Below are 17,020 nucleotides of genomic sequence, written 5' to 3' on the forward strand. Positions count from 1 at the left end.
AGTCATTCCCACCCAGCTCCGCCCCGCCCGATCCGTCCCGGCCCTACCTGATACGGGGGCCGGCCCCATATAGGAGAAGTCGCAATGCCCAAGCCCACCAAGGGCCCTCGCCTCGGCGGGTCGTCCTCGCACCAGAAGGCGATCCTGGCCAACCTGGCCACGTCGCTGTTCGAGCACGGCCGGATCAAGACGACCGAGCCCAAGGCGAGGGCATTGCGGCCCTATGCGGAGAAGCTCATCACGCACGCCAAGAAGGGTGCGCTGCACAACCGGCGTGAGGTGATGAAGAAGATCCGCGACAAGGACGTGGTGCACGCGCTGTTCGCCGAGATCGGGCCGTTCTTCGCCGACCGCAACGGCGGCTACACCCGCATCATCAAGGTCGAGAACCGCAAGGGCGACAATGCCCCCATGGCGGTCATCGAGCTGGTTCGGGAGAAGACGGTGACTGACGAGGCCAACAGGGCCCGCAGGGCCGCCGGTTCGAAGATGTCCGAGCAGAAGTTGGCGGCAGCCGCCGCGCCGCAGGCCGCGGTCGAGCCGGAGGCTGCGGAAGGCCCGACCACCGACGAGGCCTCGGCCGAGGAGCGGACAACCACCGACGAGGCCTCGGCCGAGGAGCAGACAACCACCGACGAGGCCATCGAGGACGCGAAGGCCGAGGATTCCGCCATCGAGGAGGCGCAGGACGCTGAGGCTGCCGAAGAGGTCGCCGAGGAAGCCGACGCCGACAAGGATGACGACAAGTCCTGACGACGCTGTGAACGAACCCGCCATCGATACCGGTGGCGGGTTTGTTCGTCTTCGGCTCGACATCGCCTACGATGGAACCGAGTTCGCCGGCTGGGCCCTTCAGGCCGGACAGCGGACGGTGGCGGGCGTGCTCGACGACGCGTTGTCTACGGTGTTCCGCGTTCCAGTGCAACTGCGTGCGGCGGGCCGCACGGATGCGGGTGTACACGCGACAGGACAGGTGGCGCACGTTGACATCCCAGCGGATGCGTTGCCGAATGCGTACCCGCGAACGACGCGCGAGGGGGATAGCGAGTTCCTTCCGCTGGTGCGTCGCCTTGCCCGATTCTTGCCGTCCGACGTGCGGGTACTCGATATCAACCGTGCCGCAGCGGGTTTCGACGCCCGTTTCTCGGCGCTGCGCCGCCACTACGTCTACCGGCTTTCGACCGCCGCGTTCGGCGTTGAGCCGCAGGAAGCGCGGTTCGTGACGGCATGGCCGCGAACGCTCGACGTCGAGGCGATGTCGGCGGCGTCACGACACTTGGTGGGATTGCACGACTTCGCCGCCTTCTGCCGTCACCGTGAGGGCGCCACCACAATCCGCGACCTGCAGCGGCTTGACTGGATCCGCGACGGCGACCGGATCACTGCGTACGTCAGCGCTGACGCGTTCTGTTGGTCGATGGTGAGGTCAGTGGTCGGCGCGCTGCTGGCCGTCGGCGAACACCGGCGCGAACCCGATTGGTGTGCAGGATTATTGACCGCCACACAGCGTTCCAGCGATTTCGCGGCGGCCCCGCCGCACGGGCTGACATTGATCGGTGTCGATTATCCGTCGGACGATCAACTCGAAGCGCGTACGGCAATCACGCGCGATCTGCGCGTCATCGACTAGATCCGGCCCGCGACGAAATCCGCGGCTTGATTCGCCATGCCCGCGCCGATGTACGCGTTGGCGAGGTGGGCGGGCCAGTTGTCCTGCCACGTGTTGGGGTCGGCCGGATTGCAGATCGGGTCGGCACCGTGGCACAACTCGATGGTCCTGTCGCGGTAGATCGGATTGAAGTTCGTGATGGGCCCAACCCACGCGACGCCGTTGCCGAACAGCGCGACGGCGGCGATGTGCTGATCCGCCCCGGGGGGCAGTGGGTTCTTGAACCCGAAGAAGTCGAACGGCACGGCGAGGATGACGTCCGTGACGGCCGCGCCGAGCGAGTAGCCCCCCAACACCAACCGGGTGTCCGGGCAGTTGTTCATCATCGACTGGATGTGGGCGCTCATGTCGTTGGCACCGACGTCGATCTGGTTGTCGGCGGGATACTGCACCGCGTACACGCCGATGTTCTTGTTGGCCTTGGCCCGCAGCGCGCTGACGAACGCGTTTCCGAGGACGCCGACGCCCGGCGACTCCAGTCGGCCGCGAGCGAAGACCACCTCGACCGCGGGACAGGCCGCTGACGCCGACGGAACGGCGCCACGCATCGGCACCGATGCCGGCGCGACCACGGCGGCGGCAGCGACAATCACTGCGCCGGAAAGCATTAGACCTCGTCGGAACCACCGGCGAGGGTCAAGATCAATTCCCACTTAGCCGATCCTAACCGAGAGTTGGCACGTTCACGTCAATTCATGAGCGGTTGCTCACAGCAACCGCGCGACGAAGTTTGCCGCCTGGTTGGTCGGACCGCCAGGGTAGGCGCGATGCGCCGCGACGCTTTGGCCGTCGGTCTGGCAGATCGGGTCATTCGCATTGCACAGGTCGATGGCCCTGCCGCCCCAGGTCGGGCTGACGGTAAGCGGAAGGCCGAGTTTGGCCGACGGGTTGCCGAAGGCGGCAATGGCCGCGACATGGTCGGGCACGTCCTGCGGAAGCGGGTTGTTGAAACCCAGCACCGGCATCGGCACCGCACTGATCACGTCGATCACGGCCGCGCCCTGCGAATAGCCGCCGAGCACCAGCCGGGTGTTGGGGCAGTTGTTGACCATGTACTGGATGTGGGCGCTGGCGTCGTTGGCGCCGTCGGCCGCCGCGAGGAAGTCGTAGTTGGCGGGATAGTTGACCGCGTAGGCGCCCACCGATCGACCGCCGACCTCATCGCGCAACGCAGAGACGAATGCGTCACCGACATTACCGAGGCCGGGTGCATCGTTGGTGCCACGCGCGAAGACAACTTCGATGTCGGGGCAGTCGTCGGCTGAAGCGACGCCAATTGGCATGGGCAACAACGTCGTTGCGAGAACACCGGCGCAGGCTGTCAGAACAGCGGATGCCGTAACCACGGCGAAGCGGCGAATTCGATTCACAGGCACAACAAATGATAGCGAATAGGCAGGCTAAATGATGCCCGCGACGAAATTGGCGGCTTGGTCTGTCAATCCCGCGGTCACGTAATCGCTGTGTGCGAATGGGTTCCGGCCGCGCGAGCAGATGGGGTCGCCGTCCTTACAGAGGTCGATTGCACGGGCGCCGAAGACCGACGAGGTGATCGGATTGCTGAACTTCGTCGCCGGGTTGCCGAACACGGCGACCGCGGCCACGTTCGGCACCAAGTTACTCGCCAGCGGAGGCGCGGACCCGATGTCACCGATCTTGTTGCCAAGGGGTGGCACTCCCGCCAGCATGTCGACCACGGCCGCGCCCTGCGAGTAGCCGCCGAGGACCAGCTTCGTCGATGGGCAGGACGCGGCCATCGTCGCGATGCGGTTGGCCGCGTCAGTGGCGCCCGTTGCCGCCTCGAGGAAGTCGTAGCTGGCCGGGTAGTTCACCGCGTAGGTGGTCATGGTGCGGCCGCCAACCAGGCCTCTGAGCGTGTCGGCGAACGCCTGCCCTGGGTTTCCCAGCCCCGGCGCGTCATGTGTCCCGCGGGCGAAGATGACCTCGATGTCGGGGCAGGGATCCGCCACTGCGGTCGGCGCGACCGCCAGGGTCGTCGCCGCACCGACGAGGGTGGAGATGATCGCGGCCAACCGGGCCGGTATCCGGAGCGAAGTCACGCCGGTCATCTTCACATATCTCGATCAGCTGCGGCTAACCGTTTGCTCCGAACTCGCTCCGCTGACGGGAGCGTCAGGCCAGGAGGCAACTGCCAGCTTCTCGGTGCGATCACCCTGACGGGCCAGGGTCAGCCCGATGAGCACGACGACGCCGCCGACCGCCTGGGTGAGCGTGATGGCCTCGCCCAGCAAAACCCATGCCGCCAGCACGGCGAACATCACCTCGGACAACCCGACCAGCGACGCGAACCGAGGCTGGAGTCGAGCGATGCCCATGATGCCGAGCGTGTACGCGATCGCCGTCGGAATCAGCGCCAACGCGATGACGGGCACCAACCACGACGTCGTCCAACCGGCGACCACCGCCGAGGTGGTGGTGAAGGTCAGCGGCATCACACCAGTGACGCCAAGAACCGCGACCGCGACCGCGCCGACGACCAGACCTGCCGTCGACAACGTGATCGGGTTGAGCCCGTCGCCGTCCGTGGCGACCGACGAAGACATGACGAAGTAGCAGGCCGCACACACGGCGGCCGCCAGTGCCCACCCGACGCCGATGAGGTTGATATGGGCTCCCGAAAAGACGTTCAGCACCAACATGATTCCCGCGAGGGCGAGTGCCACGCCGATCAGTGTCAGGCTGCTCGGCCGATTCCGCGTTGTCGCCCACACCCAGCCGACGACCAGGATCGGCGCGGTGTATTCCAGTAGCAGTGCGACACCGACAGACAGGTGCGCAACCGCATTGAAATAGCACAGCTGCGCACCGGCGATCGGGATGATGCCGTATGCGAAGACGGTCTTACCGTGTCGCAGCGCCTCGCGAAGCCAGTCGCGCTTGACCGCCGTCGCGAAGATCGCCATCAGCAGGGCTCCGCCCGCGAGCCGCGCTGTGACCGCCGCGGTCGGGCTCCAACCGGACTCCATCAGCGACTTGGCGAACGGCCCGGAACAGCCGAAGGCGAAGGCAGAGCCAACCGCGAGCAACAATCCGAGCCGGAAGTGGTCGACCGTCGACTGAGTTGTCGCCATGGCTGCACCTCCGGTATGTAACGAGTAAAATGTGCTTTGCTCGTGACGCTACGCGGACAAGGGATCATGGGTCAAATGCTTTTCAGTCATGACACCGAGCTCACGCTGCGGGCGGCATGTGGGCTGGTCAACACTGATCGGGTGGACGGTGAGCGGCTCGGTGACTTGGCCGCCCTCGACACCTTCCTCGACGGCTATGGGTGGACGGGTCGACGTGACCACGACGATGCCGAACTGGCTTCGGTTCATCGGTTGCGGACACGACTCGGCAAGATCTGGGACACCTCTGACGCCGAGGTCCGCACCGTCGAGCAGGTGAATGCACTACTCAGCGACACCAAGGCATCGCCGTGGCTGACCCGGCATCCCGAGCAGCCGGAGTGGCATCTGCACTTGGCGTCGGTGCACGATCCGCTGTGGCAACGCATGGGCGCGGAGATCGCGATGGCGCTGGCCGACCTGATCCGCGTCGGCGAACTGCGGCGGCTCAAGGTGTGCGCGGCGCCGGACTGCGAGGCCGTGCTGATCGACCTGTCGCGCAACCGGTCCGGCAAGTTTTGCGACACGGGCAACTGCGGCAACCGTCAGCATGTGGCGGCGTATCGCGAACGTCGCGCGAAAGAGTCGTAACGCGCCGTCATTGGTGCGGGGGACCCAGGTACGGAAATTCGGCGAGCGTGTCGGTGTGGGGGCTCAAGCCAGATGGTGGACATTCGCCCTTGGTCAGGAACGCCAGTCGGTAATCGATGACATCGTCGGTGAAGACCCTGCCGTTCGGATACTTTGCCGGCTTGGACGGATTGAAGGTCAACATGTCGGGCAAGATGCCCTCGTTGTCGATGGCCTCGATAGCCTCCTCACGCGAGTAACCGCCGGTGTGGCCGAGTTGGTGGATGAACATGTCGATCCACCGCTCCCTGTCGTTCACCGGTTCGGTGGCGTTGTACTCCTCTTTGGTGTCATCGGTGTTGAAGAAGCTGCTGACCGATGGGTGGCCGGCGCGGTCCACATGCACCAGCTTGCCGTCCTTGCGCACGCTGCACCGGCCCCAGATCCTGATGTCGGGGGCCGCGCCGAGGAAGCTGGTGGGCATCTCGATGACGGTGGAGAAGACGTTGGCTCGGATGTTGGAATCGACACCGGTCCACGGTGATTCGCCGGGCAACGTCAGGTCGGTGAAGTTCCTCCTGCCCGACGTGTCGAAGAGATTCTTGATGCCGTCATAGTCGAAGAAGAACGCATCACTGCGGGCGCCTGCGAAGAATATGAAGTCGCCGGAGGTGGCGATGTGCGGCTCATCACCGACGAACGACACCGGCACACTGGAGAAAATCCTCTCACCTACGGCCTCCGGTTCCTCGGCTTCGTCGTTGGCTGCCAGGTAGACGTCGACGGTCTGCTTGCCGCCGACGGGTTCAGAGAACACATAGCTGAACGCGATGTCGTTCAAAAGGTCTCCGTCGTTGTCGATCGCCACTCGGTAGATCGCGTCCGGGTGCAGCGCATCGGCGAGTGGGTTGGCGTTCAGGATGATCACCGTGCGAGTCGGGTCGGACGGCGACACGAACGCGAGGAGGTCGCAGAGATCCAATCGCTGGTCTCCAAGCGGTGGTCCCAGGCTCAGCCCGGTGAAGTGGTTGGACATGTTCCGCAACGTACATCGGGCCGTCGCTGCCCGCGACATATCGGGAAAGTTCTTCAGGCCTGCGCAGCCAATTTCGTTTCGGTTGAACCGATGTCGATGTGACTTCGTGTCAGAGGGTGAGGTTCAGCACACAGCCGCGACATCGGAACTCGACACCGAGCAGCTGGGGAGGACCGTCGTGATGACTCGGTCGCATTCTGCGTCAGAACGCAAACGAAAGATCGGAGCGGAGGCACTCGAGGCGGTCGGCCGCCAACAGTGGCTTGACCGCCCGGGCTATCGGCTGGAGCACGTGCTGGCGGTGGCTTTCGCTTCGTTCGGGCGCAACCGGGACCGGGTGAGCAACGCGCTACACGGCACCTGGCTGGGGCATCCGCTGCATCCAGCGTTGACCGCGCTACCCACCGGCGCGGTGGCGACGACGCTGGCATTGGACGCTGCCAGCGTCTTACCCGGTCACACGGCCGGGCTGCGCGACGCATCGAGACTTGCGCTCGGCGTGGGAATCATCGGGAGCCTGGGGGCCGCCGCGACCGGCGCGACGGACTGGCAACACACGCACGCTGAGCCGCGCAGGATCGGGATCGTGCACGGCTTTCTGAATGTCGTCGCGACCGCGCTCTATTCACTGTCGTGGTGGGATCGCCGTCGCGGCCGTCATCTGCGCGGAATGGCGAAGTCGGCGCTGGGCTATGGGCTGACGTTGGGCAGCGGTTACCTTGGCGGCGCCTTGGTGTTCGGATCCGGTGTCGGCGTCGATCAATCCGGTCCCCGGGTGCAGGCCGATGAGTGGACGCCGGTGCTGCCGGTGGCCGAGCTGAACGGCAGGCCGCAGCGGGTGGAGATCCACGGTGTCGGCGTCGTCCTGCACTGCGACGGTGACGGAGTGCTGGCGGTCGGTGAGTACTGTCCGCACCTGCGGGCCCCGATGTCGGACGGTTGGGTTGATCATGGGCGCGTCGTATGCCCCTGGCATGGTTCACGGTTCGAATGCCGCACCGGCGACGTGTTGAAGGGTCCTGCAACCGCATCGCTGCCGAGTTACCCCACCCGGGTCCGGGGCGGAATGGTGGAGGTGTATGCGCGATGAACGCCTTCGACGTGCTGTTCGACCACCACAACACGCTGCGTGGATTGTGTAAACAGATCACGGCGCTGCCGCCCGGCTCTGACGAACGGCGCAAAACCCTTGACGAGTTCCTGGTCGAACTAGACATCCACATGCGCATCGAGGACGAACTGTTCTATCCGGCGGTACAGGCGGCCAGCAAGCTGGTTGCGATCGCACACGCCGAGCACCGGCAGGTTTTCGACCAGCTGGCTGTCGTCCTGCGCACGCCCGTTGATGCCCCTGATTATCAACAGGAATGGGAATCGTTCGTCACTGTGTTGGATGCGCACGCCGACGAGGAGGAACGCGATCTGTGCCCGCCGCCGGTTCAGATGAGCGAAGGTGAGCTCAACGCTCTGGGGGATCAGATGCGCCGGCGGATGGCGCAGCTGCGTGAGTCGACATTCGAGAAGCTCTATCTGAAGGGCCGAACCGCGTTGCTCCGGACGTTCTAGCCGAAACAGCGACATCCGCTTGCTCCGGCCGCCATTAGGCTGGTTCGGGGGGACGTATGGCTGGGCACTCGACGAAGCTGCAGATCAGCGGATACCGGTTCCTGCTGCGCCGGATGGAACACGCGTTGGTTCGCGGTGACACGCGGATGGCTGATGATCCTGTTCGCGCGCAATCACTTTCGTTCACCGCTGGTGCGGTGGTCGCGATGATCGTCGCCGCGCTCTGCGTCGTGCTTGCCTTCCTCCGGCCGCCAGGTGCGCTCGGCGACGCGCCGATCGTCATCGTGCGCGAATCCGGGGCTCTCTACGTTCGTGTCGGCGATGTCGTGCATCCTGTGCTGAATCTCGCCTCGGCACGGTTGATCGTGGGCACTGCGGCGGACCCCGAGGCGGTGTCGGCTTCGGCGGTCAACAACGCCAAGCGCGGTCCGCTGCTCGGCATTCCCGGTGCGCCCGCCGACGTTACGGTACCCCTCGGTCAGGCCGAATCGGGCTGGGCCGTCTGCGACGAGAAGTCGAAAACGACCGTGGTCGCCGGCACACTGCCCGACGGCGCGACGACGTCTGCCGTTCTCGTCACGCCGCGGTCGGAGAGCGCGGCGCTCACCTACCTGCTGTACGACGGATGGCGCGCTCAGGTCGATCTACGTGACCGCGCGGTGGTGCGGGCGCTGCGGCTGGACGGCCATGTGCCCCGGCCTGTTTCGCGTGTGCTGTTGGATGCGACGCCTGAGGCGCCACCCATCAGGGCGCCCCGCATCGTCGGTGCAGGCTCACCAAGTCCGCTGCGCGGATCGCCGGTCGGAACCGTGGTGCGGGTCATCCGCGCTGATGCTGAGGAATACTACGTCGTCCTTGCTGCCGGCGTGCAGCGGATCGGTCGGGTCGTCGCAGACCTCATCCGGTTTGCCGACTCGCAGAATGACCGGGACATCGCCACCGTGTCACCGGATTCCATCGCGGCCATGCCGATTCTCAGCATGCTGGCCGTTGCAGCGTTTCCTGAACAAAGTGGTGTCGCCGATGACGCCGTCGTGTGCACGCGATGGAATGCCACCGAGAACGGAGTCAATACCAGCGTGGTGTCGACCAATTCGCATTCAATGGGTGCCGCGGTGACGCTGGCCCAGGCCGACGGCGATGGCCCGTCCGTTGACGCCTTTGCCGTCCCGCCTGGGCGCTGCGCGTTCGTTCGGGCAGTCGAAATCGGCGGCGGCGACGCCGACTCCGGTGCGCTGTACTTCATCAATGATTCCGGTGTGGTCTTCGGAATTCGCGACGGAGACAGCGCGAAACACCTCGGTCTCAGCGGCGCGCCCGTTCCCGCACCGTGGCCGGTGCTGTCGTGGTTGCCGCGCGGACCCGAACTGAGCAAGAACGCCGCGTCAGTCGCGCGGGACAGTGTCGCGGGATCGCCGTAGCCGCGCTGCCGACGCCGTCGCCACGATGGTCGCTGTGGACACGGCGAGGCAGACCGCGGCGCCGCCGACCGCGAACCGCAGACCCTGACCGTCGGCGGGTTTTGCGGTCGGGTACTGCACCGGTCGCTGCGGGGTCTGCAGCACCGGAGTGGTCGCACCAGCGCTGACCGCGGCGAGCGCGTCGATGACGCCGTGCCCGACGACCGGATCCCATCCCGCGGTCGGGCGCAATGCGGTCGCCTCGATACGTCGCATGACTTGCCGTGCAGTCAGTTCCGGTGATCGTGACCGCACCAGCGCGACGATGCCGCTCACCACCGGCGCCGCGTAGCTGGTGCCCGAGATGCGGTCACCGGATGCGGACAGGCTGCTGACCAGACCCTCCCCATCGGGGTCCAAGGAAACGACGTCCTCGCCCGGCGCTGCGACGTCCACCCATGGCCCGGTGAGGCTGAAGGACGACGGCGTCCCATGGGTGTCGACCGAACCGACGGTCAACACGTAGTCGTCGTACCAGGCCGGACTGACCACCACGCTGAGGTGATCCCAATCCGCTTGGCCGGGTCGCATGGGATCGGTTGCGGGGTTCTGCGTCGGACACTGGCCGGCACCGACGTTGCCCGCTGCCGCCACCACAACGGCGTTCTTGGTGTCGACGGCGTACGCGAGTGCGGCGCCAAGCGGGCGGTCGTCCAACCCACCCTGAGCGGGTAGGCACGCGACCGACGACACGTTGATCACCGTCGCCCCCAAGTCTGCGGCGGTGCGGATAGCGCGCGCAAGGGTATCCACGTCACCGACCCCGGTTCCGGACGGATCGTCTGATGCCCGGAACTTGTTGCTGGACTGTCGAATACTGACGATGGTGGCTTCGGGTGCGATACCGCTGAACGCCGAACCGTCGGGATCGGGATCCGCCCCGATGATTCCTGCGACTACCGTGCCGTGGCCGTCGCAGTCAACGGTTCCGTCCGAGGCGTGGACATAGTCACCGCCGGGAACGAGGTGGCGCAGCAGCCGATGCCGGACCACACCGGTGTCGATGACGGCGACGGTCTGGCCCGCACCTCGGCTCAGTTTCCAGACCTGTTGCAGATCCAGACCTTTCAGCCGGCTCGGCTCCCCGGTGGCCGCCTGAGCGAAAGTCGCTGTGACACAACGCTCTCGCTGCTCCGTCGGCTGCGGCGGAGTTGGCGGGCCTGGTTTGGGCAACATCGACATGTCCACGGCGGGCGGAGTGACCGCGGCCGCGGGCGGTGCGCTGCACACAGGGAACCCGGCGAGTACACCGGCGGCGCAGAGCCTTGCGATTCGGTTGATGAACGTCGTCACGACAAGCTGACCCCACGGATCAACGCGTATACGCCGCTGACCCAACACGCAACGGGGACCACGGCGGCAAGCGCCGCATATTCCAATACATCGACTGCGCGGTGCACAAGAGGATTGCTGGCCGCCCCAGACGGATGGCTGAGCATGCTGACCACGGCCACCGGGGCGAGTAGGCACACCCATTGGGCGCGGTGTGGTGCCGATGCCACCACGATGGCGCATCCAACGGCGAAAGATGCCAGGCCGAACACGATCAGGCCGGCGCGGCGGCGAGCGTCGACGTGTGTGCGCGCCCGCAAGGCCAGCACCAGCGCGACCACCAACGCGAAGACGACGCCACCAGGCCTGCCGTTCGGAAGGCAATCCCAACCGACCAACGCGGCCCCGGCCACCGCGGCGGCGGCTGAACCCAGCACGAACCCAGTCAGCGCACGATGGGCGGCGAGCGCCTGCGACGCGACGGTGGCGCCATCATACTCGAAGTCTTCGTCCGGATGTCCCATGACCGGCGCCAAACCCGTTGCGGCGACCGAGAATCTGGCTGCCACCCCGAGCGCGGCCAGCGCCAATGTGGCAAGCGCAGCACCGACGGTACAGATCGGCAACGTCCACCCGACACCGCACGCCGACGCCACGCTCGTCAGGGCGCCCAGCGTGGCCAACGCCGATAACGACGTGTCACCGCGGCGTGTGAGACGGCGCAGCAGGATTGCCATGGTGGTACCGACGGCCGCCGCGAGCAGCAGACTGGCGATGCGCGAGCCTTCGGCGGCCGCGAGAAAGCCTGCGGCAGTGCCGAACATGACTGCGACCGCAGACAACGCGATACTGTGTAGCGGATCTCGATGCGTCCACCGCAGCACGACCGCGCCGAACGCCGCCGCGGCGGCGGTGGCGGCGGTGGCGACGACGTGTCCGGTCGCATGGCTGACCAGGCCAGCCCACAATGAGGCCGCAGCACCGAGCACCCCTGTGCACAGGACTGTCGCCGTCGCGGTGACGCTGTGCGGCATGGTGCGGTGGCCTCCCGCAGCGATGATCGCCTGCGCTGGCTCATCGGGCAGTTCGGCGGGCGGCGGTACGTTGGTGGTGGTGAGCAACAGCAGGTCGCCGTCGTGAACGGCGTTGTCGCGCAGACTCATCGCCTCGTCCAGCCAGGGCTGCCCCACCCGCGAGAGATGCCATCGCCGGGCCTCGACCGAAGTGCTCATATCGGGGTCGACGAGCTCGACCACCGCGGGCAGCAGCAGACCGACTGGCGCATCCATCGGCAGTGCGAGGTCTATGCAACGTGATTCATGCGCAACGGCTAACCGACACATCGAGTCATGCATCACACACCCCCTGGCCCCGTGTGATTGCACCGTAACGGGCGGCAGCCACCTGGCGGCGCGGCAATTCGGTGACCTGTGGATGGGAACGGCGCCGAAGTGCGCAGCGTCCATCAGACGATGGAGTTCTTTCGCGAGTCTCGACTGCCCGCGCCCCCGATGGCCAACGGCGACATCGCCGTGGACCCACCACCTCAGATTCCGAAAGCGGTGCCTGCGAACGTCATAGCGCGGCTGTTGCCGGTGGCCATGCTCGTCGCGGCGGGCGGCATGATGGTGCTGTACTTCACCATGGGCGGTGCGGCGGGCGGCCAGCCGATCGTCCGTGGTCCGATGTTCATGTTCTTCCCCGCCATGATGGCCGTCTCGGTGCTCGGCTCCGTTATGCACAACACGCGCGGCGCCAACCACACCGCGCAACTCAACCACGACCGACGCGGTTATCTCAGCTACCTCGAGGCGCTGGATCAAACCCTTGCCGCAACTGCGGCGCAGCAGTATCGCTCGCTGCACTGGACGCATCCTGATCCGACGGCGCTGTGGACGCTCGCCGGTGGTCGACGCATGTGGGAGCGCACGCGGGACGACCCCGACTACTGTCAGGCCCGGATCGGGATTGGCAGCCAACCGTTGTGCACTGCGCTCGTTTGCCCACCGCTGGATCCGATCGAGACGCGGGATCCGGTGACGTCAGCAGCGGTGCGTCGGTTGGTCCGGCGTAGGGCTCTCGTCACCGACGTGCCTGTCGCCGCGGCATTGCACAGTGTCTCGGCGCTCACTGTGGACGGTGATCCGGCGACGGCCCGCGCGTTGTTGCGCGCGATCGTCTGTCAACTGGCCGTCTTGCACAGTCCCGAAGACGTTCGGATCGCCGCGGTGGTGGCTCCTTCGTCGGCCGGCGAATGGGACTGGTTGAAATGGCTTGCTCACCATCACCATCCACAGCTCGCCGACGGACTCGGACCGGCAAGGATGACATACCACAGCCTGGCGGAGGCCATCACCGCGTGTCGCCCGTCCGACGAGGGGCCGGCGCCGCATGTGGCGATCGTCGTCGACGACGGCTCGATGCCACTGCTCGAACAACCCTTCACCACTGGACCACGGCTCTCGGTCGACGACACCACCACTCGGTTGGACGGCGTGACGCGCCATCAGGCGACCGTGTGCGCTCGACGACTGGCGCCGTACCGGCACATCTCACACGACACCAACGCGACCGCGACCGTGGGTTGGCTCGACATGATGGGCCTCGACGAAGCCGACGGCTTCAGTGCCGCTGACGAATGGGGCAGACTCCATGGGCCGCAACGGCTGCGAGCGCCCATCGGAGTATCCGACCGCGGTGAGCCGGTGGTGCTCGACATCAAGGAGGCCGCCAAGGGCGGCATGGGGCCGCACGGGTTGTGCGTCGGCGCTACCGGCTCGGGAAAGTCGGAATTCCTGCGCACCCTGATTCTGGGCATGGTGGTGGCGCATCCGCCTGATGTTCTCAATCTCGTCCTTGTCGACTTCAAGGGCGGAGCCACGTTTTTGGGCATGGACCGGGTGCGTCATGTGTCGGCGATCATCACGAATCTGGCCGAGGAAGCCCATCTCGTCTCGCGGATGCGGGATGCGCTGGCAGGCGAGATGAACCGCAGGCAGGAAGTCCTGAGGGCGTCAGGGGGATTCGCGAGCGCAGCCGATTACGACCAGGCGCGCCGCCGCGGGCTCGGACTGCCACCGTTGCCGGCGCTGTTCATCGTCGTCGACGAATTCTCCGAGCTGCTCGCCCAGCACCCCGAGTTCGCGGAACTGTTCGTCGCGATCGGCAGACTTGGCCGGTCGCTGTGCATGCACCTGTTGTTGGCCAGCCAACGGCTCGATGAAGCGCGGTTGCGCGGGCTGGAGAGCCACCTGTCGTATCGAATATGCCTGAAGACGTTCTCGGCCAGTGAATCCCGCGCCGCGCTCGGGATACCGGACGCATACCACCTGCCCAGCTCGCCTGGGGCCGCATACTTGAGGACCGCCGATTCAGTGACGGTCCGCTTCCAGACCGCATACGTATCGGCTCCGCAACGGATGCCGCCGACCCCCACCGGTACCGGTGCAGCGCTGGGACCACAGCCCTTCACCGCGGCCACCGCCGGTCGGGTGAGCGCGCGGCCGACGGTGTCACCCGATGCGACCGCCACGTCGGCTCCAACGCTGATGGACCGTGTGCTGGACCGGTTGGCCGGCCACGGTTCGGCGGCGCATCAGGTGTGGCTGCCACCGCTGCGGCAGTCGCCGACGCTGGATGCTCTTCTCGCCTGCACACCGAAGGTTCACCCGCTGTCGGTGCCGATCGGTCTGATCGACGCTCCTTTCGAGCAGCGGCGCGACGTCCTGATGGCTGAACTCGACGGAGCGGCAGGAAACGTCGCGATCGTAGGGGCACCGCAATCCGGCAAATCCACCACACTTCGGACACTGCTGACGGCCGTCGCGGCGACCAACGACGCATCGGTGGCCCAGTTCTACTGCCTGGACTTCGGCGGCGGCGCCCTGACGTCGCTGGGTCCGATGGCCCACGTCGGTGCGGTGGCGGGGCGCTCCGAAGCAGAACTGTGCCGACGCATCATCGCGGAGATGGAGGGGGTCATGCGGTCGCGAGAGGCACGATTCCGACGCTCGGGCATCGATTCGATGGCCGACTACCGCCGGATGCGTGCCGACGACGATCCGTTCGGTGACGTGTTTCTGGTCATCGACGGCTGGTCCACCTTTCGACAGGGATTCGACGCGCTTGAACCGACCGTCATCGGCATTGCCGCGCAGGGACTTTCGTTCGGCGTGCACATCGTGATCACCGCGTCGAGATGGGCAGAGATCCGGCCTGCGCTCAAGGATCAGATCGGCACCCGAATCGAACTACGGCTCGGTGACCCCGCGGACTCGGAGATGGACCGCAAGCGGGCACGTCAGCTGAGCCATCTGCCACCGGGCCGGGGCATCACCCGCGAGGGGAAGGAGATGGCGATCGCGATGCCTCAGCATGCGGCGGGCGCTACCAGCGCTCACGGGTCCGGGCGACGTGCGCCGCGAATCGAGCTTCTTCCGTTGCATGTTCCGCACGACCGCGCCAATGCTGCGGCGGGGATCGTGCTCGGGATCGGGGAAACCGACCTGCGGCCGGTCGTATTAGACTTCGCCGAACAGCCGCACTTGGTTGTGCTGGGTGAGGCCGAATGCGGCAAGACGGCGACTCTGCGTCTGCTGTGTCGGGAGATCATGCGCGTCAACACATCCGATTGTGCACAGATCGAGATCGTCGATTTTCGAAGGACACTGCTCGGTGAGGTGGAGTCGGCCCATCTCAGCGGTTACTCGATATCGGCCCCGACGTTGACGGCGCGGGTCCCGGTCCTGCTCGAGCGGTTGCAGGCGCGCATGCCCGGCGAGAATGTGACGCAGCAACAACTGCGCACGAGGTCGTGGTGGTCCGGTCCGGAGGTCTACCTGGTCGTGGACGACTACGACTTGGTCGCCGGTGCCACTGGCAACCCGTTGACGCCCCTTGCCGACTTCTTGCCACACGCCAAGGACATCGGACTGCATGTCATCGCGGCCCGCCGGTCAGGCGGCGCGGCGCGTGCGATGTTCGATCCGGTGCTGGCCCGACTGCGCGATCTCGGCTGCATGGGGTTGGTGATGAGCGCCAGCGTCGACGATGGTGTGCTGCTGGGTTCGGTCCGTCCGACGGCGCAACCGCAGGGGCGGGGCACGCTGCTCACTCGCGGGGGTCGCGACCAACTGATCCAGGTTGCGTGGACCGAGCCGCCGCGATGACGACCGTCGTCGAGGTGGGCCCGGCAACGGTTCGCGGTCCGTATCCAGCCGAACCACAGTTGGTTTCGGCGGCTCTGGAGGGCATCGATGACCAACTGGTGCTGATCGACGACCATCCTGCCGATGTGGCGGATGTCTGGCGCACGATCATGAGCGACGTCGTCGGCGAAGCGGTCGACAGTGTCGTGCTGGTGTTTCCGACGTGGTGGTCGTCGGCGCGTGTGCAGCGGGTGAGTGGCGTCGCAAAGGCCTTGGCGGGCGATGTGATCGCGATGCGGCGGGCGCAGGTGCTTCGCGATCACCGCTCGCTGTTGGTGGAGCTCGGACCTGAGTTCTTTGTTGTGTCGTCCTCGACGGGCGTGGTCGCGGTGGTCAGTCATGGCGACGTGGAGATGCTCGTGGCGAGCACCCGGATGTGTACTGCGGTCGTGGTGGACGACTCAGAGGACGCGGGGCCGCAAACAGCCTCGATCGCCGATCGGCTGCGCGCCGCCGGCGTCGCCGTCACGGTCGCCGAAACAGGCTGGGTCAGTGCAAGCATTGCGCAGAAAGGACCGGACGCGCCGGAACCACCGCCGAAGAAAAAGCGCGCTGTGACAGCCGTTTTGGCTGGCGTCCTGGTGTCGGCCGCCGCGCTGTGCGGCGGATACATCGCGAGTCCCAGTGCGCACCCGCCGTCGTCTGCGCTGCCGACGACGCTGTTGGTCGAGGGACGGCTGGGGGTGATGGTGCCCGCGCAATGGGCCGTTCAGCGCGTGACCTCAGGTCCCGGATCCTCACGGGTGCAGATCGTTTCACCGGAAGACGACGCGGTAGCGATGCATCTCACGCAGTCCAGGTTGGCGCCGCAGCAATCCGGACAGGATGTGGAGCACGCGCTGCGTCGGGCGCTCGACGAGACACCCGACGGAGTGTTCGTGGGCTTCGATCCCGCGGGCAGTCGCGCGGACCGGGATGTGCTGACATACCGCGAGATCCGCGCAGGCCGCCACATCCAGTGGTTCGTATTCGTCGACGGGTCGCTGCGGATCGCGATCGGGTGCCAGAGTGCGCCTGGCCGCGACCAGGCGGTGCGGGAGCCCTGCGATCAGGCGATTCGATCCGCGCACGCGGTGTTCTGAGTGAAATCGCAGCCGATGGAACCGAGG

Annotated in this window: 15 protein-coding genes; 8 read left to right on the forward strand and 7 right to left on the reverse strand. The window is 66.2% G+C overall.

The window, feature by feature from the left end:
• Positions 1-84 precede the first annotated feature (84 nt).
• Both rplQ and truA read left to right on the forward strand, forming a co-directional pair.
• Positions 85-753 carry a 50S ribosomal protein L17 gene (rplQ, locus tag ACGFK1_RS06395; protein WP_393427310.1) on the forward strand — a complete coding sequence of 223 codons (669 nt, stop codon included), beginning with the start codon at positions 85-87 and terminating at the stop codon, positions 751-753.
• A complete protein-coding gene (gene truA, locus ACGFK1_RS06400) occupies positions 692-1,630 on the forward strand; it encodes a tRNA pseudouridine(38-40) synthase TruA (protein WP_393427866.1) in 939 nt (312 codons plus the stop codon). The genes rplQ and truA overlap by 62 nt, the downstream gene beginning before the upstream one ends.
• Here the strand turns inward: truA and ACGFK1_RS06405 are convergent.
• The 4 genes from ACGFK1_RS06405 to ACGFK1_RS06420 form a co-directional block, all read right to left on the reverse strand.
• Entirely contained in the window at positions 1,627-2,277 is a 651-nt protein-coding gene (locus ACGFK1_RS06405) for a cutinase family protein (protein ID WP_393427313.1), read from the reverse strand. The genes truA and ACGFK1_RS06405 overlap by 4 nt on opposite strands.
• Positions 2,278-2,376: 99 nt before the next feature.
• Positions 2,377-2,952, reverse strand: a complete 576-nt coding sequence (locus ACGFK1_RS06410; RefSeq protein WP_393427316.1) for a cutinase family protein — start codon at positions 2,950-2,952, stop codon at positions 2,377-2,379.
• Between the two features lie 117 nt (positions 2,953-3,069).
• A complete protein-coding gene (locus ACGFK1_RS06415) occupies positions 3,070-3,738 on the reverse strand; it encodes a cutinase family protein (RefSeq protein WP_393427319.1) in 669 nt (222 codons plus the stop codon).
• A gap of 15 nt (positions 3,739-3,753) precedes the next feature.
• Positions 3,754-4,761: a DMT family transporter gene (locus tag ACGFK1_RS06420; RefSeq protein WP_393427322.1), complete on the reverse strand. Its 1,008-nt coding sequence runs from the start codon at positions 4,759-4,761 to the stop codon at positions 3,754-3,756.
• Between the two features lie 75 nt (positions 4,762-4,836).
• Here ACGFK1_RS06420 and ACGFK1_RS06425 point away from each other — a divergent pair, with 75 nt between their 5' ends.
• Positions 4,837-5,391, forward strand: coding sequence for a CGNR zinc finger domain-containing protein (locus ACGFK1_RS06425; RefSeq protein ID WP_393427325.1), 555 nt, complete (start codon positions 4,837-4,839; stop codon positions 5,389-5,391).
• Positions 5,392-5,398: 7 nt separating this feature from the next.
• Here ACGFK1_RS06425 and ACGFK1_RS06430 read toward each other — a convergent pair whose 3' ends face one another.
• The gene (locus ACGFK1_RS06430) at positions 5,399-6,406 is read right to left on the reverse strand and encodes a DUF4331 family protein (RefSeq protein WP_393427328.1); all 1,008 of its coding nucleotides are present in this window, start codon (positions 6,404-6,406) and stop codon (positions 5,399-5,401) included.
• 181 nt (positions 6,407-6,587) lie between these two features.
• On the opposite strand from ACGFK1_RS06430, the gene ACGFK1_RS06435 reads away from it, so the two are divergent.
• Genes ACGFK1_RS06435 through eccB form a run of 3 tightly spaced genes read left to right on the forward strand, consistent with a single transcriptional unit; the run spans position 6,588 to position 9,393 of the window.
• Positions 6,588-7,496: a Rieske 2Fe-2S domain-containing protein gene (locus ACGFK1_RS06435; RefSeq protein ID WP_393427867.1), complete on the forward strand. Its 909-nt coding sequence runs from the start codon at positions 6,588-6,590 to the stop codon at positions 7,494-7,496.
• Positions 7,493-7,972, forward strand: coding sequence for a hemerythrin domain-containing protein (locus ACGFK1_RS06440; RefSeq protein WP_393427331.1), 480 nt, complete (start codon positions 7,493-7,495; stop codon positions 7,970-7,972). Before ACGFK1_RS06435 ends, ACGFK1_RS06440 begins: the two co-directional genes overlap by 4 nt.
• A 56-nt stretch (positions 7,973-8,028) precedes the next feature.
• Entirely contained in the window at positions 8,029-9,393 is a 1,365-nt protein-coding gene (gene eccB / locus ACGFK1_RS06445) for a type VII secretion protein EccB (RefSeq protein WP_393427334.1), read from the forward strand.
• Here the strand turns inward: eccB and mycP are convergent.
• Positions 9,358-10,725: a type VII secretion-associated serine protease mycosin gene (mycP, locus tag ACGFK1_RS06450; RefSeq protein ID WP_393427337.1), complete on the reverse strand. Its 1,368-nt coding sequence runs from the start codon at positions 10,723-10,725 to the stop codon at positions 9,358-9,360. The genes eccB and mycP overlap by 36 nt on opposite strands.
• Entirely contained in the window at positions 10,722-12,170 is a 1,449-nt protein-coding gene (gene eccD, locus ACGFK1_RS06455) for a type VII secretion integral membrane protein EccD (protein ID WP_393427340.1), read from the reverse strand. The genes mycP and eccD overlap by 4 nt, the downstream gene beginning before the upstream one ends.
• 6 nt (positions 12,171-12,176) lie before the next feature.
• On the opposite strand from eccD, the gene eccCa reads away from it, so the two are divergent.
• Complete coding sequence (gene eccCa / locus ACGFK1_RS06460) at positions 12,177-15,872, forward strand: type VII secretion protein EccCa (RefSeq protein ID WP_393427868.1); 3,696 nt, start codon at positions 12,177-12,179, stop codon at positions 15,870-15,872.
• A complete protein-coding gene (locus ACGFK1_RS06465) occupies positions 15,851-16,993 on the forward strand; it encodes a type VII secretion-associated protein (protein WP_393427343.1) in 1,143 nt (380 codons plus the stop codon). Before eccCa ends, ACGFK1_RS06465 begins: the two co-directional genes overlap by 22 nt.
• Positions 16,994-17,020 lie beyond the last annotated feature (27 nt).

Origin of the sequence: Mycobacterium sp. NPDC048908, from assembly GCF_043197955.1 — a bacterium.
Lineage (GTDB): Bacteria > Actinomycetota > Actinomycetes > Mycobacteriales > Mycobacteriaceae > Mycobacterium.